We start from the raw sequence: 21,911 nt of genomic DNA on the forward strand, positions 1-21,911 counted from the left end.
CAGTAATACTGTGTCAACTAATCGGATTTCCGAAGCTGTCCGTGTAAATTCCGATGCGAAATCCATAAAAAAAGAGAAAGACGGATATCCCGTCCCCTGACTGTGGACAAACTGGAATAATTAAGATTGCCTACATTTTTTTAAGGGAGTGTAATATGAATGTTGATTTTCACTCCAGGCACTCGCTTTCCGCGGGCGGTCCGGGAGCCTCCTCGGCGCAAGCGCCTGCGGGGTCTCCCTTTGACTCGCTTTTCCCGCAGGAGTCTCGCACCTTMCRTTCCAATCAACTTTGTGTTAAAAGATATGTCCTCTTTAGTCTATAAACTCAGAAGGATCTCCCGTCCCTCTCCGTCATACTTAATTAAAAGTCGAAATTATCAGGATCTGGACCAACACGGTGATTCTGATTCAATCCATCAATTTGGTTCATTTCCTCTTCCGTCAATTCGAAATCGAATACAGTTGAGTTTTCGACAATACGATGTTCTTTAGTTGATTTCGGAATCGTTACAATCCCATTTTGTAAATCCCAGCGTAAAATGACTTGTGCAACAGATTTGCCATGCTTGGTTGCAATAGCTTGTAAAACCTCATTATCAAGAAGTTCACCTTGCATTAAAGGAGACCATGCTTCAAGTTGTATTCCTTGTTCCTTACAGAATGCCTGAACTTCTTTTTGAGTTAAACGCGGATGGCATTCCACTTGATTGACCATCGGCTTCACTTCTGCATCTTCCATCAAATCTTTTAGGTGGTGAATCTGGAAATTGCTCACACCGATCGCTTTCACTTTTCCTTCTTTATATAGAGTTTCCAACGCTCTCCAAGCTTCTTTATATTTTCCTTCCACTGGCCAATGGATAAGATATAAATCCAGGTACTCCAAGCCAAGTTTCTGTAAGCTTTTTTCGTAAGCTGCAATTGTCGATTCATAGCCTAAATCGGCATTCCAGACTTTGGATGTTACGAACAAGTCTTCCCTTGAGATTCCAGCTTCTTTTAAGCCCTCACGAATCCCTTGTCCGACCCCTTCTTCATTTTCATAAATGGCAGCCGTATCGATGCTGCGATAACCATGTTTAATGGCCGCTTTAACTGCATTTACCAGCTCCGGTCCTTCTTCCACCTTAAATACGCCCAATCCGAACCAAGGCATTTTGACGCCGTTATGCAATGTAGTTGTATCTTGTAAGTTTTTCACCATAATACTCTACCTCCAAATGATTGTTTTTATAGATTGTAATGCGCTTTAAGTATCAGTATCATTACATCCCTTCAGGGAACCTTCCATCATTCACTGAAGGGATGCAATGATACTTTTCATTGATACCCTATACGCATAGCATGCTTTTTCTAAGATGCATCACTTTTTTAATCCTATGCTATTTTGTCCGTTCCCTTGGTACGGTCTTTACTTTCCAGGGCCCGGCTCCAGCCTGTTAAAATCACTGCTGCAAACACCATGACTCCACCTATCCACGCTGTATGGATCAATCCAATCGAATCCGTTATCACCCCTCCTAAGTAGGCACCAATGGCGATACCCGCATTGAAGGCGGCAATATTGATGGCTGACGCCACGTCCACTGCACTCGGCACGAAACGCTCCGCTAACATGACGACATACACTTGAAGCCCCGGAACATTCATGAATGCAAACAATCCCATTAAAATGATCGTAATTAAACCAGCTACCTTGAACGGTGCCGTGAAAGTCAACACCACAAGTACAATGGCCTGAATAAGAAACATATAGAATAGGGCATTAATAGGATTGCGATTGGCGAATTTCCCGCCAAGGGTATTTCCTATCGCTATGGCTACTCCATATATTAACAAAATCAAGGCCACAGTTCCTTCTTTAAACCCTGTCACTTCCTGAAGTAATGGCGACAGGTACGTGAAGACAACGAATGTACCGCCATACCCTAACGCTGTAATGATGAATACTAGCAGCAAACGCCCATTCGTCACCAATTTGATTTGGTCACGGAAAGTGGTCCGTGCCGCTTTTCTTAAATCCGATGGGACTAGAATGCCGTTTCCGATGAAAGCGATCAAGCCGATTGCCACAATGATGATGAAAGCGAATCTCCAGCCGAATTGCTGACCGATGAAGGTTCCAAAAGGAACTCCGGTCACCGTTGCCACCGTCAGACCTGTAAACATGATGGCGATGGCACTCGCCCTTCGGTTTTCAGGGACCAAATCAGCGGCAATCGTAGCGCCGATTGACATGAAGATACCATGTGCAAGCGCTGAAATGACACGCGCGATCAATAATACACCGACCGTGGTCGCAGAAGCCGCTAATGCATTTCCGATAATGAACACGACCATTATCCAAAGCAATAAAGTTTTACGCGACATATTCGATGTCAGTGATGTCAGGATAGGTGCCCCGAACATGACCCCCAAGGCGTATAAGGACACCGTCAGTCCCGCCGTCGTCACTGTAATGTGTAAATCCTTAGAAATGAGTGGTAATAATCCCACGCTGATGAACTCAGTTGTTCCAATCGCAAAGGCACTGATCGCCAAAGCCAGCAATGCCCATGTACTTCTATTTTTATTTGAAATCATATCCTCTTCTCCTTCTTGTCATTTTGTACTATCATTGAAATTGCCTTAGCAACTTTTTTTATAAATGGTACAGTGGAATTCGGTGTGCAAATGTTATTATGAGATATAATACAAATAAATAACAGTACGTACTTTAAAGTGATATAGGCACCTTTTAGTACCTATAAAATAAGGAGAGTATGCAAATCATGCAAAAAAAGAAATACAATATATCCGTAGAAGCGACACTTGAAGTAATGGGCGGAAAATGGAAATGCGTGATCCTCTGCCATCTGACCCACGGGAAAAAGCGGACTAGTGAATTGAAGCGCCTTATGCCGAACATCACCCAAAAAATGTTGACCCAACAGTTGAGGGAGTTGGAAAAGGACGAAGTCATCAACCGGATCGTTTACAACCAAGTCCCTCCAAAAGTGGAATATGAATTAAGTGAGTATGGACAAAGCCTGGAAAGTATCCTATCCGCACTATGTACATGGGGGGAAAATCACATAACAAGGGTGTATGGTGATAAGTTTTCAGTTCTCGAGGAAAGTGTCTTGAATGATCAATTAAAGTAATCCCAAATGAAAAAGATTAGCGCAATGGCTAATCTTTTTTTGTTTATAAAGACTTAACTAATGGCTCTTTTCGTAAAGATTGTTGTTTATAAAACGAAACTATTTAAGGTTGATTGGAGCGGAAGTGCGAGACTCCTGCGGGAGMAGCGGGASAGGTGAGACCCCACAGGCGTTTACGCCGAGGAGGCTCACCGCCCGCACCAAGGAAAGCGAGCATCTGTAGGGGAAATCAACCACAACTCACTACCTGGTAAATAGCAACAAAGTATGTGAAAACAGCCTAACTAATAATGAAAACTTCACCTTCGAAAGAGCTACCTGTTTTATTCCCCTCTTTATTTTTGGTATAATATGTAAAACAAAACATTTAAATTTTTTATTTTGTAATCGACGAAGTATAATAGGGAAACCAAGGAGTGACATATGAAAGTCTTATTAGAATTGTTACGCATCATATTAATATTCGGGATAGCCGGAACAATCATTTCGGCCATTGTAAACGGCATTTATATAAACTTGGGAGTGACTCAGTATGGCTGGCTAGGCTCGATTGCGATACTGCTTTTATTATTCGTCTGGTATAGAAATAAACTTCAGTTCAGTGGCTGGTATTCGGGAAAAGGGAAGGAAAAGCTTCCAAAAATGGTCTCGCAAACACTCATTATGTGTTCACTATTTTTGTTAGGTGTCCCACCTGTTTTAAGTATGCTGCAGACGGTCTTTCATTAATCGGGATTCTATATCCTGGATAGAGCGGGAGTGAACGATTTGCGTAAATTGTTTAATATTGTGGTCCTCATACTCCTACTCTCTGGATTATGGTATGGATATGGTAAAGATATTCAGGAATCTGGATTCAAAGCGGGGGTTAGTGCCTTTGCATCAGATGTTCGTTCATTTATAAACGGGCCCGAGGTTACGACAGCCTTGGAAAAACTGAGTACTGGAGTCAGCAGCCTGATTGGCTCGCTGACGGAAACATTGGATACCGCTTCTGAAAAAGAATCTCAGGAAACGGAAAAAGTGAAAAAACCGGCACTGGAATCACCTGCTGATGCATCCTTTTCAGTCCGTAATATCGAAATTGGCGACACGAAGGATGATGTAGAAAAAATGGCTGGTAAAGCTAAGCGGAATACGCGGAATGAATATGGCGTGGACTGGTTTGCCTATCACGAAAATTATCAAAACTTCTTCATGGTTGCCTACGATAACAACAATAAAGTTGTTGGTTTATATACGAACCAAGATTTGATTTCCTCAAAGGAAGGCATTAAACGCGGTACACCCAAAGAAACCGTGACGGGGAAAATGGCGGAGCCAGTAACAAAACTGCTTAAAGGAAACGTCTATTACCAGATTCGAAGTGACAGCGGCGAATACGATATGTTCGAAATGGATAATAGCTATGTGACCATTTTTTATGACAAACATGAGAAAAATACAGTTACGGCAATCCAAATCATCGACGCAAAACTCGAAAAGCAAAAGAGCGGCTATTTTGCAGAAGCCGGCCCCGAATTAAAGAAGGGCTTTGAATATCAATTATTCGATTTGACCAATGCATCACGGGTCAATCATGATCTCTCCGTGCTAACATGGGACAAACGAGTGAAGGTCACTGCCCAGGATCATAGTGCAGATATGGCCGTGAATCAATACTTCAACCATACAAACCTTGAAGGGGAATCCCCTTTTGACAGGATGGAAGATGACAAAATCAATTTCCGAATGGCGGGGGAAAACCTGGCTGCCGGTCAGAATAGCAGTATCTTTGCCCATGAAGGCCTAATGAATTCCATTGGACACAGGGAAAACAAATTACAGAAAGATTTTGAATCCCTCGGTGTCGGTGTTGCCTTCGATGAGGAAAATAAACCATATTATACAGAGAACTATTTGACGAAATAAGAAAAAGCTGTGCATGGAAAAATCCTGCACAGCTTTTTTCAGATGCCCGTTTTAAATCACCAAACGAATAATCCAACGACCATGGCACTTAACAGGGAAACAGCCATCCCGCTAACCAACAGCTTCCAAACATTCCTTCCGATAATGTTCGATTTCTCATCATTGAGGATGGAATTGAATGTTCCGTAGATCATGCCCACTGTACTGAAGTTGGCAAAAGACGTCAAATAAGTGACAGCCACGGCTACTGTATGCGGAGGCAGTGTACTGACTTTATCCTTTAAATCGAGCAAGGCAACGAACTCATTCGTGGCGAGCTTGATTCCCATCAATTGAGCGACATACATGGCATCATGTCCAGTTAATCCTAGCAGGAATGCAAATGGACTAAAAATGACAGAGAAAATCTTTTGAATGGTCAATCCATCCACGAAGAAACCGAAAATGCCGTTTACGCTAGCCGTCAACGCCACATAGCCAATAACCATTGCCATGATGACGAAGACCATTTTGGCCCCAACCAACATACTGTTGGAAATGGTGGAAAAGAAATCTTTACGTTCCTCTTTAGAAGGTACATAAACGACGTCTTCTTCTTTACTGACATCGACGGGATTCAGCATATTAGCTATCAGCAAGGCATTTAAGCAGTTCAAAGGTATCGCTACAAAAACATAGGTTGCCGGTACCATGGACAAGTAGGCTCCAATGATTGAACCGCTGATGCTGCTCATGCTCATGATTCCAAATGTCAAAAGACGCTGATCCTTAATCGCACTAAGTTGAAGGCGGATTACGGCAAGTGCCTCGGTATTTCCGAGGAACATCATTTGAATCGAAAAGAAACTCTCAAGTTTCGGCAAACCGGATACTTTTGAAATGAGCCATCCCACTTTATCAATGATCCACGTAAGTATACCGAAATACGATAAAACATCAAAAAACGTGATAATGAAGATAATCGGCATCAATGCGCTGAAAAAGAAATCCACTTGTTCATTTGCCATAAGCGAAGGAAAGACAAAAGAAATCCCTTCATTCGCACATTCAATCAACCAGGTGAAGAATGAAGCGATCAGATTGATGACCCACGCCCCTATTTTTGTCGATAACATGAACCAAGTGATAAGCAATTCAAGAACCAGCAAGGTAAGAATGGCTTTCCACTTAACTTTCCTTTTATTAGGTGAACAAAGGTAAACGATGCCCATTACAACTAAAACACCTAGTATATTCAATAAGAAATACATGCTTTCATCCCCTTTAGCTATATCATTTCCCATTCGTTTTTTTTATATAAAAAGCCCTCACCTTTTTACACCTTCAGCCGCAGCAAGAAAGTGTGAAAAAGTAAGAGCTTTCATCGAAGCATGTTTTTTAGGATCAAGCTTTTTTCAAGCGAACCAACATTAACCTGTTCATCTCTTCTATTTTCATACTTCCTTGTAGTCCGGCATTACGGCTGCCAGGTAGAAACTATCAGACCATTGTCACTGATATTATACAAGGATATTTTTTAAATAAATTTCTCAGGAAAGATATCATTTTAAATCAGTTTATTTTTAATTACAATACGTTTTAAAGTTGTTATATTAATATAAATTTTTTGAAAACAGTCTATAAAGTCTCCGAAGGGCCAATGTGGGTAATACTTATGAAGGAGCCGACTAAAACTATAAACGGCCCACTCTAAAGAGGCCCATTACTTCTCCTTTATTGGAAATAAGGACGTGAATTTTTGTGGATTTTTTTAGTAGCCAGGAAACTCTTACTGCAATCCAGTGGATTTTAAGAGCCATCATTTCCTTCTTCTTCTTGCTTCTTTCGGTTAAATTGATGGGGCAACGGTCCATTTCGCAATTAAGATTACTTGATTTCATAATGGCTTTAATTATTGGAAACATTCTTGCCCACCCTTTATCTGATGAACAGTTAGGTTTGAAGGGCTCAATGATAACAACCAGTGTATTTGTCATTTTATATATAATTAGTGTGTTTGCAGGCCTTAAGTGGGGAAAACTCCGAAGGTTTTTTGACTCAGACCCCTTTCCGCTTATCGAAAATGGACAAATCATTTACAAAAGCTTAGCAAGGGCCAGAATCTCCATCGATGTTTTATTATCGGAATTAAGAAAGGAAAAAGTCGAAGATATTCAAAAAGTATCCCTCGCGCTATGGGAACCGGACGGTACCATTTCATTGTTTTTAGATCCCCAATATGAAGCAGTAACCCCAGCAGATATGCACCTGGAAACAAACGCCTTCACTTTTCCTAAAACGATTATTAAAGAGGGAAAGATTGATTCTAATGAATTGAACCGGGGCGGTAAAGAAGAAGCATGGCTGAAAAACAGAATCAAAATAACATATAATGCCGACGTGAACGATATTTTATTGGCAACTCTTGATAATAACGATACCTTAAAGGTCTTTTTCTACAAATAGATTTGCAGCCAAAATAAAATCCCCTCAAGTATAGTGTAAAGCCTACTTACGACTGTAAGCTTTTTACACGTTCAACTTAAAGGGGATCAAATATATCGCTTATTACTCCGACCAATTCAGTGTATTCAAGAACTTATACACATCTTCATACACCTGTTCACGTTCCTTGCCCAATGTGATAATATGGCCAGACTTTTCATACCAAATCAAGTGTTTATGCTGTGTATCGACTTCATTGAAAATCGCTGTAGCACTCTCCGTATAGTCGGGATCATCCAAACGCCCTTGCAGAACAAGAGTTGGAGATGTGATTAAATCTAAATTTTCACCTGTCTCATTTATAATGTTCAACACATCTTTTAGTTGAGGCATTGGCCCTTCTTCAAGCAGCTTCACTTCTGCAGCAATTTGGTCTGCATCTTTGCCCTCAAACTTCTTATACGCCTGTGCATAATTGAGCAAGCGGTTCTTTTGTCGATCGATACTTTTTCCTTGCGTCGGAGCGCACATTGAAACTACCCCTTTTACAGGCAATTCAATTCCCACTTTTAATGAGAACACTCCCCCTAAAGAAATTCCTACAACTGCAATTTCCTCATAGCCTTCTTCTTTTAGGAAATTATAGCCATTAACTACATCTCCCCACCATTCCTTTGGACCAGTTTTAGCAAGTTCCTCGGCTGATACTCCGTGCCCACTATAAAGAGGTCCGTGGCAAGTATAGTCGAGATCATTTAAGTACTTCCCTAATTTTTTCATATCTCCTGTACTTCCGGTAAACCCGTGAAGCAGAAGAACTGCTCTCTTTCCACCTATATATGTGAATGACTCAGGTGCTTTCACTTTCATCTATCTAGGACCTTCTTTCTTTGCTCTTGTTGATAAATAGAATCTAAATGATTTTCGAAAAAAAATCAATTAATACCCCTTGAGTAGTGATTCTTCTATCCTATTCCGTATTTTCATTAAGACAATTAAATCATATATATAGTATCCTTACCACACTCTTCACAACTCATCCGTTCCGAAGCACATTTTACTATGATTAAATTTATTTAGCAATCGTCATTTAACTATTTTTTTTAAGAAAAGTAAAATGCACCTTGTGATACGATGTACAACGTATTACACTTTAAAAATGAAAAGGAGGAGATTTTATATGGATAAAGAATTAATGAAGGGAAGCATTGACCTCCTTTTGCTTTCACTTCTATCGCAAAAAAAGCTTTACGGCTATGAAATAACGAAAATCCTGAAGCAAATGAGCAAGGGCAACTATGAAATAAGTGAAGGCACCCTCTACCCTGCCCTTAAACGATTAGAAAAAAAAGAATTCATAAAAGGACATTGGAAAGAGTCCGAATCATGCCGCAGGAAATATTATCATGTCACCGAAAATGGACAAACCGAACTTGAGCGGAAACGCGAATGCTTTTTCTTCCTGGAAAAATTAGTTCGAAAAAGCTCACAGCAATTCTAAACCAAATAAAAAGCTTCCTGCACTTAATGGAACGGCCCAGGAAGCTTTTTTTGCTGTTTTACTCGTGAATTTGGACTGTTTACTCGTGAATTCGCACTGCACACTTAGTTTTCGCACGCTTACTCGGGAATTTCGCACTGCACACTTAGTTCGCGCTGTTTACTCGTGAATTCGGACTGTTTACTCGTGGGTTTCGCACTTTTACTCGTGAATTTGGACTGTTTACTCGTGAGTTTCGCACTTTTACTCGTGAGTTTTGCTCTTTTACTCGTGAATTCGTACTGCACACTTAGTTCGCACTTTTACTCGTGAATTTGGACTGTTTACTCGTGAATTTTGCACTTTTACTCGTGAGTTTGGACTGTTTACTCGTGAATTCGCACTGTTTACTCGTGAGTCACTTCAATCACGCAAAAAAGGACCTAATCAGGTCCTTTTTTTGTCTATTCCTTTATGCTTGCGATAATTGGCGCAGGAGAGCTTCATGCATTCCCCTTGTACATGCGGGCCATATTTTTCACGAAAGGCCTCGAGGCAATAGCATTTTTCTTCTTCTTTTTTGGTTCCATCCATCAAGTGCATCCCTCCTAACATTTAACTGGAGACTACACGTTTCTCCAGTTCTACGTTGATTCGTCCCAACAATATGGCACCAATGGACTGAATGATCGTTTTAACGATGATTTGGCCGATGACCGCAGCGGGTACCGCTTCCCATGGCAATATATTGGCACCCAGAGGACTTAGGCCAATCACGACAAATATCACCGAATCGAAAAATCCTCCAACGATCCCGCTGTAAAATACCCTCCAACTCATCGGGAGCTTTAAACGGGTATAAATTTCCGTATCCGCTGTTTCTGCGACCACGAAGGATAAAGCGGAAGCAAACACAATCAGTAACGTATCTCCTAATAAAAATGATACACATGCAGATAAAATAAGTGCAGTGACGATGCATATATAGGTCTTTACGCGGCCGAATTTATTCTGGACCAGATCTCGGAAGATGAAGGTTCCCCCGATGAGCAATGTCCCCATCGGGATGATGAACATGCCAAAATGTAATGGCGCAAAAGCTGCTGTAACCACATTCGCCGTGATGATGGATACTAAATACAATAAAATTCTTAACATTTCTTGATTCTCCTTATACAGAAAAAACAGCACCCTAAGAAAGAGCCCTGTTCTCCTTAGTTTTTTTGAGAGGGTAGCTAGAACCTCTTCCGCCCGGGCGGATTATCATTTTCCTTATTCATCGTAGCTTGAAAGCGGTTGGAAATCAAGAAGTTTCCATACCGTCGATTTTAGTATGTTTTCGCGGTTACCGATTGATTTAGCCATTTATTTCAATGTCCCTGTTTCCCCTTTTGCCGATTTCTGTCGCATAAAACTGCTTGACCGGCTGTATACAAAAGCCGAAAATCAAAGATAGAGTCATGTACTTTATTTGGCGAGGAGAAAAAGAATGATGAAAAAAACTACGTTTGTCTATCCTATTTATATCGCAACCACACCAGAGAAGCTTTGGGAAGCCTTGACGAGTGGTGAAGTCACGGAGAAATACCACTTCGGATTACAAGTACAGTCTGACTGGCAAGAAGGGTCGGCAGTTCAATATTTGCTGGATGATGGGCGGATTACTGATCATGGGCATGTACTTAAATGCGAGCCGTTGCACCTGCTCTCGTTTACATGGATCATGGCAGGAGACGAAACCCCTCGCCAGCAGCCTACACGGGTCACTTTTGAATTACAGAAAATGGACGATTCGACTGTGAAGTTAACTCTTAGGCATGAGGAGCTATTGGAGACAGATTTCGTCTATGATGACAATTCCTTTGAAGGCTTGAATAATGGATGGCCAGCCCTTTTAAGTAACCTGAAGAGCTTGCTTGAAACTGGACGGACCCTGCCGCCCATATCAGTAGACTGGGATAATGGAAAACAATAAAAACAAATCGAAAGAGAGTTGAGTTAGTTATGGATACTCAAATCATCACGAAATTCAAGATCGTCAAGCCAACGAATGAAGTGTTTGAAGCCATAGTGAATCCTGAAAAAATCGGGAATTTCTGGTTCTCATCGAGTTCGGAAAGATGGGAAAAAGGCCGGACGCCTACATTGAGATACAACGAATACGATGCTGAAGTGGTCATTCATGTATTGGAAGTAGAGGAAAATAGGAAAATCGTGTTTGCATGGGGCGGAAATGATCAAGAAACGATTGTTGCCATTACACTAAAAGAGTTGGATAAAACGAGTACGATCATTGAAGTGAACGAATCAGGATTGAGTGAAGACGACCCTGAAATAATAAACAAAATGATCGGACAAAAAGAAGGTTGGGTATATACATTAACCTGTTTAAAGGGTTATTTAGAAAATGGCGTCACTACTTTGAGAGCATCATTAGTTTTTTAATAAATTGCATAAACCCTCAATAATCTGGGGGTTTATCCTTTGCAACACTGGTGAAACAAATGGCATAATCCCACTTAAAAACAGTACTATATAGTTCAAACTAATAATTGACATTTAAAAATCCGTGAGCTATCATCCTAATTAACCAGTGGTCAATTAATAAGGAGGTGATAAGATGTCGCCAAGGAAATCGGCAGGTCAAGAATTATCCAGGGACATGGTGTTGAATGAAGCTAGAAACCTTTTTGCAGCGTTAGGGTATTCGAATGTCTCGATGAGGCAATTGGCTAAATCATTGGATTGCAGCCATGGAGCCATTTATTATCATTTTAAAAACAAGGCGGAAATATTTTATAGTTTGGTGAAAACGGATTTTTCCGTTTTAAATTCTTCAATCGATGATATCATCCTGTCGGAAAATGACCCTTCCGTAAAAATGGAAAAGATTTTATTGTGCTTCTTGGAGTTCGGTTTAACCCAACAGAATCATTATTCCATCATGTTTTTATCGAAGGAAAAAGAAATTCAGCAGTTACTCCAATTCGATTCTAATAAAACATACGAAAAGCTAATCGAGTCCTTGACGGATCTAACGGACAACAAACTGAATCCTGCATCCATTTGGTCGATTTTTCTTTCTCTTCACGGATTCATAACTTTTTACATTAATTCTGAACTATCTTATCAAGATGTAAAAGGTTTAGCCTATTTTCATGTAAAAAATATCACCAAGAACATCATATAATTTTTTCGGAAATTATTGACCAATGGTCAATTAAACTTTGGAGGTTATGAAATGGTGAAGAAATTCCTTCATATTGAAGGACTTATGGTCCTTTTAGCGGTGATTTACATCTATTCGTTATATGAATTCAGCTGGTGGATTTTCCTTTTGTTAATTTTGTCCCCTGATGTTTCCATGCTGGCCTATCTGATCAATGACCGGATTGGAGCAAAGGTTTATAACGCATTCCATACTTATATCGTGTCCATCCTCATGATTTTGTTAGCCATATTCCTAAAGTCGGATGCATGGGTGATGATTGGTTTAATTTGGACCGCACATATTGGAATGGATCGCTTATTTGGATATGGCCTTAAATACACATCATCCTTCAAAGCTACACACATGCAAAGGTTGTAATAAGCTTAAAAGGCAGTGTGATTAAACATCACACTGCCTTTACTTTACACCCCCCGCTTGTTACCCCATATATAGGTATGCAGCTGGGGCAGGACTTTCACATCATTCAATTCATCATCCGCTATCACTTTATCAATTAACTCTTCGTACTTCTTCAATAGGCCGCTGATCAATTGACGATCATCCGCCGTCCTGCTGTCGTCATTGCCGACCTGCAGATAAAAGGGAATATCCGGGTAACGCCCATGTACATGTTTGGCATATTGATAATCTTCCTCGTTAAAGACGACGATCTTCAATGAAACATGGTTTTCTGGGTTTCGATTGGCAAGATTCGAGATGATTTGGTCAAGCACGGTAAAGTCCGTGTCCATTCCAGAGCTCGGCGGCTTAGGTGAGATAGTCAGTTCATCAATATCGAGAAACCAATCCTGCCATCGGCTCCCTTGTGTTTCGACCCCTATTTTCATTTTATTTTCATGTAAGATCGCTATCAAGCCGTTTAGGTTTTTCAGCAGGGCCGGGTTCCCCCCAGATATCGTCACGAAGGAAAAACCGGAACCCCCAATTCGCTTCAGCTCATCCCATATTTCATCGGCAGTCATCTGAACGGTATCTTCCTTCCCTGTGCCATCCCAAGTAAAAGCGGAATCACACCAGGAACATGAATAATCGCAGCCAGCCGTCCGAACGAACATGGTTTTTTGACCAATGACCATTCCCTCTCCTTGGATGGTCGGCCCGAAGATTTCCATTACCGGGAGTTTACTCACTTTCCATCCACTCCCGTCTGGCTTCGGCATAGCTTGTCGGCGTTTCGTACAGTCGAACAAATTCGACTCTTGCACCCTCATATTCTTTTAATGAAAGGGCTTCGGCCATTTTTTCATAAATCCAGACAACCATATTTTCAGCTGTTGTATTCATGAGCGGCAGGGTTTCATTCAAATAACGATGATCCAGGTGGATTTCGATTTCATTTTTCCATATATCCTTGATGTCACCAAAATCTATCATCAACCCGCGTGAATCCGTATACCCGCTCAATCCGAAAATGACTTTATACGTGTGGCCATGAAGGTTCTTGCATTTCCCTTCATAGTCATGCAGGTGGTGCGCCGCRTCAAAGGTGAATTCCTTACTTACGAGAACCCTCTTGTTTGTATACTTCAATTGGCTGCGCTGAATATCTTCATCTATTTTTTGGAGTTTATCCACTATCTTAAAACCGTACATCATGAAAGCACCTTCCGTCTGCTTACATAGTCATCCAGCCCTTTTTTCCGCAGATTGCATGCCGGACAATCTCCACAGCCATCGGAGATGATTCCGTTATAGCAAGTCAGGGTCTTTTCGCGGACAAAGTCGAACGCGCCAAGCTGGTCAGCAAGCTCCCATGTTTCCTCTTTATTAAGCCACATTAGCGGCGTATCAATCACGAATGACTGGTCCATCGATAAGTTCAAGGTCACATTCAACGATTTAATGAATACATCGCGGCAGTCAGGATATCCGCTGAAATCCGTTTCACAGACTCCTGTGACAATATGTTTAGCGCCAATCTGACTCGCCAGCACTCCGGCAAACGAAAGGAACAGCAAATTCCTCCCTGGCACGAACGTCGACGGCAGCTCCCCTTCTTCTCCGTCCGCCACTGCGATATCACTTCTTGTCAATGCATTCGGTGCCAGTTGGTTCAGCAGCGACATGTCAAGGATATGATGGTTCACGCCCAATTCCTTGGCAATGTTTTGAGCGCATTCGATTTCCAAGCTATGCCGCTGATTATAATCGAACGTCACCGCTTCCACTTCCTCAAATCTCTCCAATGCCCAAAACAAGCACGTCGTACTGTCCTGTCCTCCGCTAAACACAACCACTGCCTTTTCTTTCTTCTTCATTTCTATAAAACTCCTTTTTACGGAAAAAAACAGCACCCTAAGAATAGAGCACTGTTTCTCCTTAGTTTTTTTGAGAGGGTAGCTAGAACCTCTTCCGCCTTAACGCGGAATATTATATTTTTCCAAGTCAATAGTAACTTGAAAATGATAAGAAATCAAGATGTTTATATAAAGTGAACATTAGACCCGATTAAAAATCACATTAAAAATCCGATAAAAAAGAGTGAATAAAATATCGATAAGGGGTCCAATAATTTGAAAAGCGTTAAAGCCCGTATGCGGGAAATTGCTTTTTTCCCTCCCACATAAGGGAAGTTTCATTTTCATAAATTCGGGGAATATATAACTATACACAATAATGAACCATAAAAAAGCAAATCTATCAAAAGCGGCTGGAAGTGAATATTTTCCTTTGTTTTCAGAATATTTAGTGTATAATGAATATAAGGAATATTTTAACTCAAATAATCATTGCTTCCAATACCCGCTTTCTGCAAATCCCGACATTCCCTTTCAATACCATGCACGGTCACTTACTCAGCAAGGATCCATTACATGCTTTTTCTCGAATCAAACCATTCACAACTTTATTCACACAAAAACATAATTTCCACTCCAAAGTTGCAAAAAAAGGTTAAACTTCACCAACGATATGTTACTATTAAACTAAGACCTTTTAACCCCATAAGGAGGAATTCATATGAAACGTTTTTTCAAATTCATCGCAGATTTTAACGAAAGAAAAGCATTGCAACGGGAAACCGAAGAATTCTTTCGCAAAGAATACGAAAATTATATGAAGATGAATCCTGACAATCAACGTAAAAAAAGGAGATTAGCTCCTAGATTTTATGTGATTGATGGCGGTAAAAAGGACTCCACCCTTGAGATTTCTGAGAGAAAGAAATCAAGTTAACCTGGATTCCTTCCATTATCAGCTACCCATGCTGTAACTCAAGACCCACAAAAGGTAAATCTATCCATGATTAACGGAGATCCGTGACCATTCCATTCATTTACAATATATAAGCCGAAAGCCCAGATATGCTTCTGGGCTTTTTTTATTTTTCATTCTTATATAAACACTATATCTATAGAAGAAACTAGGTATTTTTTAAAAGAAATGGGTTAACTTTAGTTCATTTCATTTTTTAGGTAAAAGGTCAATTATAGACCCATGGGTATTCCCGAGGAAAATACTAAAAAAAAGAGATGTGTTCTTTTACTCATCTTTGTCCATATTCAAAAGAGTTCAACTAATTGAGTCGTTAGATGCAAAATTTCACATTGAATGACAAATGCATAAAAATTATAACGTTTATGTCAAACAATGGGTATAAACAATTAACAAACTGTAATAAACCTCACTTTTTTAAAAAAATATTATTCAAATATAGCCATTATGAATTAGGTTCAAATGCTCATAAAACCATGTTGATTCTGACTGAAATGGGGCTTTATTAAACTTTCCATAATTTAGTGTAAATGAAACCTCGATTCCCTCGATTTCCAGCCATATCTTTGTACTCATAAAATAATTCATCCCATTAGATACTATTACATACTAATATACATATATTTGAAAAATCTGTTGATAACTATATTACGATAGAATAATTGGCTCTTGCCTATTAAGTTTAAAATCATGTAGTGTGTATTCAGTAATTCAAATATTTGAAAAAAAGAGAGGTTAAAAAAAAATGGCACCAATATTTATTTGTGCGATCTTTTTGCTTGGCTATGGCATTTTTGAACAAAAACGCCATCAGAAGCGTCTCGACTCCATCCCGGTACGTGTGAATGTGAATGGGATTCGAGGGAAATCGACTGTAACGCGTCTAATTACAGGTGTGATCCAGGAAGCAAAATACAAAACAGTAGGTAAAACAACCGGAACATCAGCAAGAATGATCTATTGGTTTACCGACAAGGAAAAACCGATTGTACGCCGCCCGGAAGGACCCAACATAGGAGAACAACGGCGTGTAGTTAAAGAAGTTGCCGACTTAGGCACGGAGGCACTAGTTTGTGAGTGCATGGCCGTACAGCCTGACTATCAACTAATCTTCCAAAACAAAATGATCCAGGCAAACATCGGGGTCATCGTGAATGTATTGGAAGACCATATGGATGTCATGGGACCGACTATGGATGAGGTTGCTGAAGCCTTCACTGCTACCATTCCCCATAATGGTCACTTAATAACCATTGAAAGTGAATATTTGGACTTTTTCAAACAAATCGCCAAAGAACGCAACACAAAAGTGATCGTTGCAGATAATTCAAGAATTTCCGAAGATTTCTTACGCGAATTCGACTATATGGTATTTCCGGATAACGCATCACTGGCCTTGGCCGTTGCGGAAGCTTTGGGAATTGATGAAAAAACGGCTTTCCGCGGCATGCTGAATGCACATCCAGATCCAGGGGCCATGCGGATCACCAAATTCGGAGATCGCATCCAGCCAACTTTCTTTGTCAATGGCTTTGCTGCAAACGACGCGGCATCGACGCTGAACATATGGGAACGTGTCAATACGTTCGGATACAGCACAGAACCTCCTATCGTCATCATGAACTGCCGTGCAGACCGTGTGGACCGTACCGAGCAGTTTGCTAGAGATGTATTGCCGTACATAAAATCCGAAATAGTCATTGCCATTGGTGAAACTACATCACCAATCACGAAGGTATTCGAGCAAGGTAAATTGGATACTAAAGAATATTGGGATTTAGAAAACTGGTCAACTGAAGAAATCGTGGCCCGTCTCCGCCCATTGATGAAAAATCGCATCGTCTACGGTGTCGGGAATATTCACGGTGCAGCGGAACCATTAATTGAAGCATTCATGAAATCTAAAACAAAGCAAAAAGCAAGTTAAGTAGGAGGAACCTTAATGTTTGGATCGGATTTATATGTAGCCCTAGTACTGGGAGTAACGCTTAGCCTTATATTTTCAGAAAAGACGGGTGTCGTACCCGCAGGACTTATCGTGCCAGGTTATTTGGCATTAGTATTTGATCAATGGGAAATCATGCTGACCATTTTGATCATTAGTGTCGTAACTTATTTAATCGTCACCCACGGCCTTTCAAGATGGGTGATTTTATATGGAAGAAGAAAATTCGCCGCCATGATGGTGACCGGGATTTGCTTGAAACTCCTATTGGACTTAGTCTACCCCGTCATGCCCTTTGAAATATTCGAGTTTCGGGGAATCGGTATAATCGTACCTGGATTGATAGCAAATACCATACAAAGACAAGGAATGCCATTGACACTTGGCAGCACGCTTTTATTATCCGGCATAACATTCGGTTTAATGAACGTGTACTACCTATTCTGAGGTGCAAAAAATGAAACGGACTTTAAATGCAAAAGAAAAAACACTTATCTTTATTAAACGCACGAAGAAAAAGAATCTTAAATACACTGGAATCATACTACCTATATTACTAATCGCTTTAGTCATTACCACTTGGATGGGACGGGCTGAGGAAGTGAAAACAGTCGCAACAAAATCCGATCAACCATTGACGATGACAATGGTCGGTGATGTGATGATGGGACGTTATGTTGAAGAAGTGACGGAAAAGCACGGGTATGAATACCTCTTCCGGTATATGAAGCCCTATTTTGCCAATTCGGATTATGTCAGTGGGAATTATGAACATACCGCTTTAAAAGAAGAAGTATCTAACTACAAGGGAGCCGATACGCCCATCCGGTTAAACTCCAATACTAGCGGTGTGGAAGCCGTTAAAGATGCTGGCTTCTCTGTGGTGTCATTGGCAAATAACCATATGATGGACTATGAAGAACAAGGACTCCTTGACACGATTGATGAATTCAAAAGTGCGGATATGCACTATGTCGGTGTTGGATCGAACACTGCGGAAGCAAAAAACAGCATCGACTATGCGGATGTTAATGGCGTTCGTGTCGCAACACTTGGCTTCACCGATGTTTACGGTAAGGATGCCGTATCAAAAAGTGATAAAGCCGGACTATTGAACTCAAATCCTGATTTATTATTTGAAATGATCGGCAAAGCAAGGGATGCCAAGCAAGGCAACGCAGACTTGGTTGTGGTGAATATGCACTGGGGACAAGAGTATTCAACATCAACAACCGATCGACAAAAAGACTTGGCTAAAGCTATCATCGATGCGGGCGCTGACATCATCATCGGTCATCACCCCCACGTGCTTCAATCGTTCGATGTTTATAAAGATGGAATCATTTTCTATAGTCTAGGAAATTTCATATTCGATCAAGGCTGGACACGCACAAAGGATTCAGCCATGGTTCAATACCATTTAGCGAATGACGGAAAAGCTACAATCGATGTCGTACCGCTGCAAATTGAAGAAGCAACACCAAGGCCAGCTACCTCTTCCATTGACAAATCACGTGTTTACCGACAGTTGACGAAGGAAACGAGTGAAAAAGTCCAGTGGTCTAAAAAAGAGGATCGCATCGAGATTACCTTGGATCACAAGAAGGTAATCGATCATAAGGCACAGCGTGAACAAGAGGAAAAGGCAGCAATGGAAAAGAAAGCTGCACTGGAGAAAAAAGCAGCACAAGAGAAAAAGCCCGTACAAGCTAAACAACCGGGAATACAACCCATTCAGTAAGGAACGCTTTATCATTACTATTTGAAGAATGAAGACACACAACTTAGAATCTCAACGAAAAGGGGGAACAACCGATGATTAACCGTATGACGGGAAAAGTGCTCATATCCCTAAGCTTGCTCATATATATTGCTGGATGTTCGAAGACACCCCCTATTTCTGACACGAATGATCCGATAAAGAATAAAACGGAACAATCATATGGGGTCAGTTCTTCAAATCCAATCGCAATAGATGTCGGGATGGATATATTGGAAAACGGCGGAAATGCGGCTGATGCCGCCATTGCGGTATCGTATGTATTAGGTGTAGTCGAACCTTATGGATCTGGTGTGGGCGGCGGYGGCGGTATGCTGATTGCCCCGGAATCCGGCGAACCCGAATTTATCGATTATCGTGAATCCTCTCCAGAAGACCCAAGTTCAAGACACGATACAGGGATTCCTGGCTTAGTGGCCGGCATGCAGGTCATCAGTGATAAGTATGGGAGCGTACCAATGGCAGACCTTCTTCAGCCGGCTATAGATTTGGCTGAAGAAGGATTTGAAGTCAACGAATCGTTATCATCTCGCTTAGAAGCGGCTCAGCCAAGGATATCTTCCGATGCGACTTCCCTTTTTTATCCTGATGGTGATGCCATTGAACCAGRCAAAACCCTCGTCCAGGAAAGACTTGCTGAAACACTGAAGGAGATCCAGCAGGAAGGTCCTGATGGTTTTTATAAAGGCGAAATTGCGCGGGATATTAAAAGGGAATCAGATATCGACTTGATGGATTTAAAGCGCTATGAGGTGAAAGAACGGAAACCGGTCCAAGGAACATTTGCCGGTTATGATGTTTTTACCGCCCCTCCGCCCTTTTCAGGGATTACGGTTCTTGAAATGTTAAAGCTAGCCGAGGAAATGAACCTAGGTGATTCTTCAAGCAAATCAGCTTATATGAAAGTCTTGGGGGGCATTACGGATACTGCTTATCAAGATCGGGCCGTCAATGTTGGAGATGGAATAAGTCACTCCAAGGCGGAAAAATTGCTCTCCCCCATTCACTTGGATAGTCTTAAAAATAAGATCAAAAGTGAAAAATGGGAAGATAAAGAATCGAATGGTTCCGAAGAACATGAAAGTACGACACACTTTGTGGTAATGGACAAAAACGGCACTGTCGTTTCCACAACGAATACGCTCAGTAACTTTTTCGGATCTGGGGATTATACAAATGGATTTTTCCTTAACGATCAACTGAAAAATTTCAGGTCCGGCTTGAACTCACAAAAGGCATATAAACGGTCAAGAACTTTCACCGCTCCGACCATTCTCAAGAAACCTGGGCGGGAATCGATCGGGATCGGCTCACCAGGCGGTGATAGGATTCCGCAAGTATTGATGCAGGTTCTTTATTCTTATACAGAAAATGAAGGCTCATTGCAGGATATCGTCGATCGTAATCGGTTCGTCTTTGATGGAAAGAAGATTTATACAGAATCCAGGCTTTCGGATGAAACTGTATCCGACTTGGAAGATTCCGGATACGAAGTCATTCAGAAGATTTCCCCCATGTATTATGGCGGGGTTCAAGGACTCGTTAAAAACGAGAAAAATGGACAAATATCCGGAGCTGGAGATAAAAGAAGAAACGGAAGCTGGAAAGCTCAGCAATAAACAGGCAATCCAGCCCCTCCTTTTCTAAATATCATATAAATTTTAGCGTTGTATAAGGGGATTTTGAATATGAATATCGTAAAAAAAATAACAAGCTGGGTAATACCTGTCCTTCTTGTAGCAGCCCTGCTTGTGACAATGAATACGTTTAAACGGACAGAAACATTAACACCCGACGAGCAAAAGAAAATAGAACTATATACGACAGTCGAAAAATGAAAAAGCTGGGGCATCCCCGCTTTTTTTATTTTGGCTGTTTTCACATACTTTGTTGCTATTTACCAAGTAGTGAGGTGTGGTTGATTTCCCCTCCAGATGCTCGCTTTCCTTGGTGCGGGCGGTGAGCCTCCTCGGCGTAAACGCCTGTGGGGTCTCACCTGTCCCGCCGCTCCCGCAGGAGTCTCGCACTTCCGCTCCAATCAACCTTAGATAGTTTCGTTTTAAAAACAACAATCTTTACGAAAAGAGCCTTTATTTTTGCAGTCAATGGGTATGGAAGATTAGATACACTACAGATACGGAGGATTACCATGATTGAAAATAGCTATAGCGATTTTTTTGAATTGCAGGAAAATGAACTAGAATACCTTGATTACCGCATCATCGTTCATCACAGGAATCCTGATATTGCAGTTMTAGCCATCCATGGCGGGAATATCGAACCAGGTACGAGTGAAGTTGCAGCCGTACTTGGAGAGAGACTTGGTGCAAGCACCTACCTATTCGAAGGCCTAAAGCCAAGGGGCAACCAGGTCCTCCATATACCATCCCGCTTATTCAATGAACCGAGCGGCGTTTCAATGGCAGCGAACGCTCAGACCACCCTTTCGATCCATGGCCACTACGACGTACATAATGGGCTGGTTTACATTGGCGGAAGGAACGAACCATATAAGAACCTTATTCAGCAATGCCTCAACAAAGCTGGATTTCAAACTGATCATGCACCGCAGCACCTTTCAGGCATGAATGGAAACAACATCACCAACACATCCAAAACGGGCGCAGGCGTACAATTGGAACTTTCCACAAAGCTGAGAAAAAGCTTTTTCAAAGGTGATGACTTTACCAGTAAGAACAGAGTCAATCACTGTAATCTTCTAAAACGGTTCGTTACTGCCATTGAAAAAGCCACTCTTGAATATAAACAGGTTGAATGACCTT

The 21,911-nt window shown here is 41.1% G+C and carries 25 protein-coding genes and 3 riboswitches; of the genes, 16 read left to right on the forward strand and 9 right to left on the reverse strand.

From position 1 onward, the window contains the following. Nucleotides 1–361 precede the first annotated feature (361 nt). Nucleotides 362–1,204: an aldo/keto reductase gene (locus tag AC1DVB_RS11340; RefSeq protein ID WP_454861602.1), complete on the reverse strand. Its 843-nt coding sequence runs from the start codon at nucleotides 1,202–1,204 to the stop codon at nucleotides 362–364. A 173-nt stretch (nucleotides 1,205–1,377) separates the two neighbouring features. After that, the gene (locus tag AC1DVB_RS11345; RefSeq protein ID WP_034309369.1) at nucleotides 1,378–2,583 is read right to left on the reverse strand and encodes an MFS transporter; all 1,206 of its coding nucleotides are present in this window, start codon (nucleotides 2,581–2,583) and stop codon (nucleotides 1,378–1,380) included. Nucleotides 2,584–2,771: 188 nt separating this feature from the next. Between AC1DVB_RS11345 and AC1DVB_RS11350 the strand changes: the two genes are divergently transcribed. The 3 genes from AC1DVB_RS11350 (at nucleotide 2,772) to AC1DVB_RS11360 (ending at nucleotide 5,054) form a co-directional block, all read left to right on the forward strand. After that, the gene (locus AC1DVB_RS11350; protein WP_034309370.1) at nucleotides 2,772–3,143 is read left to right on the forward strand and encodes a winged helix-turn-helix transcriptional regulator; all 372 of its coding nucleotides are present in this window, start codon (nucleotides 2,772–2,774) and stop codon (nucleotides 3,141–3,143) included. Between the two features lie 423 nt (nucleotides 3,144–3,566). Next, entirely contained in the window at nucleotides 3,567–3,872 is a 306-nt protein-coding gene (locus AC1DVB_RS11355; RefSeq protein WP_239858626.1) for a hypothetical protein, read from the forward strand. A gap of 30 nt (nucleotides 3,873–3,902) precedes the next feature. Next, nucleotides 3,903–5,054, forward strand: coding sequence for a CAP domain-containing protein (locus AC1DVB_RS11360; protein WP_347881700.1), 1,152 nt, complete (start codon nucleotides 3,903–3,905; stop codon nucleotides 5,052–5,054). Between the two features lie 56 nt (nucleotides 5,055–5,110). On the opposite strand, the gene AC1DVB_RS11365 is transcribed toward AC1DVB_RS11360, so the two are convergent. Next, on the reverse strand, nucleotides 5,111–6,304 hold the full coding sequence (locus AC1DVB_RS11365; protein ID WP_057276785.1) for a nucleoside transporter C-terminal domain-containing protein: 1,194 nt from the start codon (nucleotides 6,302–6,304) through the stop codon (nucleotides 5,111–5,113). Nucleotides 6,305–6,480: 176 nt separating this feature from the next. Then, nucleotides 6,481–6,581: riboswitch (purine riboswitch) on the reverse strand. Nucleotides 6,582–6,794: 213 nt separating this feature from the next. On the opposite strand from AC1DVB_RS11365, the gene AC1DVB_RS11370 reads away from it, so the two are divergent. Beyond that, nucleotides 6,795–7,499, forward strand: coding sequence for a DUF421 domain-containing protein (locus tag AC1DVB_RS11370; RefSeq protein WP_057276786.1), 705 nt, complete (start codon nucleotides 6,795–6,797; stop codon nucleotides 7,497–7,499). 102 nt (nucleotides 7,500–7,601) lie between these two features. Here AC1DVB_RS11370 and AC1DVB_RS11375 read toward each other — a convergent pair whose 3' ends face one another. Further along, a complete protein-coding gene (locus tag AC1DVB_RS11375; RefSeq protein WP_477589275.1) occupies nucleotides 7,602–8,348 on the reverse strand; it encodes an alpha/beta hydrolase in 747 nt (248 codons plus the stop codon). A gap of 310 nt (nucleotides 8,349–8,658) precedes the next feature. On the opposite strand from AC1DVB_RS11375, the gene AC1DVB_RS11380 reads away from it, so the two are divergent. Further along, a complete protein-coding gene (locus AC1DVB_RS11380) occupies nucleotides 8,659–8,979 on the forward strand; it encodes a PadR family transcriptional regulator (RefSeq protein ID WP_413001607.1) in 321 nt (106 codons plus the stop codon). A 426-nt stretch (nucleotides 8,980–9,405) separates the two neighbouring features. Here the strand turns inward: AC1DVB_RS11380 and AC1DVB_RS11385 are convergent, their stop codons facing one another. Together AC1DVB_RS11385 and AC1DVB_RS11390 are read right to left on the reverse strand one after the other, a co-directional pair. Then, a complete protein-coding gene (locus tag AC1DVB_RS11385; protein WP_153246159.1) occupies nucleotides 9,406–9,552 on the reverse strand; it encodes a hypothetical protein in 147 nt (48 codons plus the stop codon). Nucleotides 9,553–9,573: 21 nt separating this feature from the next. Next, nucleotides 9,574–10,116, reverse strand: a complete 543-nt coding sequence (locus AC1DVB_RS11390) for a VUT family protein (RefSeq protein WP_262870535.1) — start codon at nucleotides 10,114–10,116, stop codon at nucleotides 9,574–9,576. 50 nt (nucleotides 10,117–10,166) lie between these two features. Beyond that, a riboswitch (PreQ1 riboswitch) is annotated at nucleotides 10,167–10,209 on the reverse strand. 238 nt (nucleotides 10,210–10,447) lie between these two features. Between AC1DVB_RS11390 and AC1DVB_RS11395 the strand changes: the two genes are divergently transcribed. The 4 genes from AC1DVB_RS11395 to AC1DVB_RS11410 all read left to right on the forward strand — a co-directional run bounded on the left by AC1DVB_RS11395 (nucleotide 10,448) and on the right by AC1DVB_RS11410 (nucleotide 12,547). Then, nucleotides 10,448–10,933: an SRPBCC family protein gene (locus AC1DVB_RS11395; RefSeq protein ID WP_477589277.1), complete on the forward strand. Its 486-nt coding sequence runs from the start codon at nucleotides 10,448–10,450 to the stop codon at nucleotides 10,931–10,933. Nucleotides 10,934–10,962: 29 nt separating this feature from the next. Further along, complete coding sequence (locus AC1DVB_RS11400; protein WP_063575424.1) at nucleotides 10,963–11,403, forward strand: SRPBCC family protein; 441 nt, start codon at nucleotides 10,963–10,965, stop codon at nucleotides 11,401–11,403. A 175-nt stretch (nucleotides 11,404–11,578) separates the two neighbouring features. Continuing rightward, the gene (locus tag AC1DVB_RS11405; protein WP_057276790.1) at nucleotides 11,579–12,148 is read left to right on the forward strand and encodes a TetR/AcrR family transcriptional regulator; all 570 of its coding nucleotides are present in this window, start codon (nucleotides 11,579–11,581) and stop codon (nucleotides 12,146–12,148) included. A 51-nt stretch (nucleotides 12,149–12,199) separates the two neighbouring features. Further along, nucleotides 12,200–12,547, forward strand: a complete 348-nt coding sequence (locus AC1DVB_RS11410; protein WP_034309394.1) for a DUF4260 domain-containing protein — start codon at nucleotides 12,200–12,202, stop codon at nucleotides 12,545–12,547. 44 nt (nucleotides 12,548–12,591) lie between these two features. Here the strand turns inward: AC1DVB_RS11410 and queE are convergent, their stop codons facing one another. Genes queE through queC form a run of 3 tightly spaced genes read right to left on the reverse strand, consistent with a single transcriptional unit; the run spans nucleotide 12,592 to nucleotide 14,448 of the window. Continuing rightward, nucleotides 12,592–13,320, reverse strand: coding sequence for a 7-carboxy-7-deazaguanine synthase QueE (queE, locus tag AC1DVB_RS11415; protein WP_063575422.1), 729 nt, complete (start codon nucleotides 13,318–13,320; stop codon nucleotides 12,592–12,594). After that, nucleotides 13,313–13,783, reverse strand: a complete 471-nt coding sequence (gene queD / locus AC1DVB_RS11420; RefSeq protein WP_034309398.1) for a 6-carboxytetrahydropterin synthase QueD — start codon at nucleotides 13,781–13,783, stop codon at nucleotides 13,313–13,315. Before queD ends, queE begins: the two co-directional genes overlap by 8 nt. Then, nucleotides 13,783–14,448, reverse strand: a complete 666-nt coding sequence (queC, locus tag AC1DVB_RS11425; RefSeq protein WP_034309401.1) for a 7-cyano-7-deazaguanine synthase QueC — start codon at nucleotides 14,446–14,448, stop codon at nucleotides 13,783–13,785. Before queC ends, queD begins: the two co-directional genes overlap by 1 nt. Before the next feature lie 55 nt (nucleotides 14,449–14,503). Further along, nucleotides 14,504–14,546: riboswitch (PreQ1 riboswitch) on the reverse strand. A 602-nt stretch (nucleotides 14,547–15,148) separates the two neighbouring features. Between queC and AC1DVB_RS11430 the strand changes: the two genes are divergently transcribed. The 7 genes from AC1DVB_RS11430 (at nucleotide 15,149) to AC1DVB_RS11460 (ending at nucleotide 21,907) form a co-directional block, all read left to right on the forward strand. Continuing rightward, nucleotides 15,149–15,364 carry a hypothetical protein gene (locus AC1DVB_RS11430; RefSeq protein WP_057276792.1) on the forward strand — a complete coding sequence of 72 codons (216 nt, stop codon included), beginning with the start codon at nucleotides 15,149–15,151 and terminating at the stop codon, nucleotides 15,362–15,364. 784 nt (nucleotides 15,365–16,148) lie between these two features. Next, entirely contained in the window at nucleotides 16,149–17,330 is a 1,182-nt protein-coding gene (gene pgsB, locus AC1DVB_RS11435; RefSeq protein ID WP_034309408.1) for a poly-gamma-glutamate synthase PgsB, read from the forward strand. A gap of 15 nt (nucleotides 17,331–17,345) precedes the next feature. Then, a complete protein-coding gene (pgsC, locus tag AC1DVB_RS11440; RefSeq protein ID WP_034309410.1) occupies nucleotides 17,346–17,795 on the forward strand; it encodes a poly-gamma-glutamate biosynthesis protein PgsC in 450 nt (149 codons plus the stop codon). Nucleotides 17,796–17,805: 10 nt separating this feature from the next. After that, nucleotides 17,806–19,089 carry a CapA family protein gene (locus tag AC1DVB_RS11445; protein ID WP_328118477.1) on the forward strand — a complete coding sequence of 428 codons (1,284 nt, stop codon included), beginning with the start codon at nucleotides 17,806–17,808 and terminating at the stop codon, nucleotides 19,087–19,089. 74 nt (nucleotides 19,090–19,163) lie between these two features. Further along, nucleotides 19,164–20,747 carry a gamma-glutamyltransferase family protein gene (locus AC1DVB_RS11450; RefSeq protein WP_477589282.1) on the forward strand — a complete coding sequence of 528 codons (1,584 nt, stop codon included), beginning with the start codon at nucleotides 19,164–19,166 and terminating at the stop codon, nucleotides 20,745–20,747. Nucleotides 20,748–20,816: 69 nt separating this feature from the next. Next, a complete protein-coding gene (locus tag AC1DVB_RS11455) occupies nucleotides 20,817–20,966 on the forward strand; it encodes a CapE family protein (protein ID WP_156319646.1) in 150 nt (49 codons plus the stop codon). 311 nt (nucleotides 20,967–21,277) lie between these two features. Next, complete coding sequence (locus AC1DVB_RS11460; RefSeq protein WP_477589285.1) at nucleotides 21,278–21,907, forward strand: poly-gamma-glutamate hydrolase family protein; 630 nt, start codon at nucleotides 21,278–21,280, stop codon at nucleotides 21,905–21,907. Nucleotides 21,908–21,911: the final 4 nt, after the last annotated feature.

This window comes from Peribacillus sp. P4_D6 (assembly GCF_056401795.1).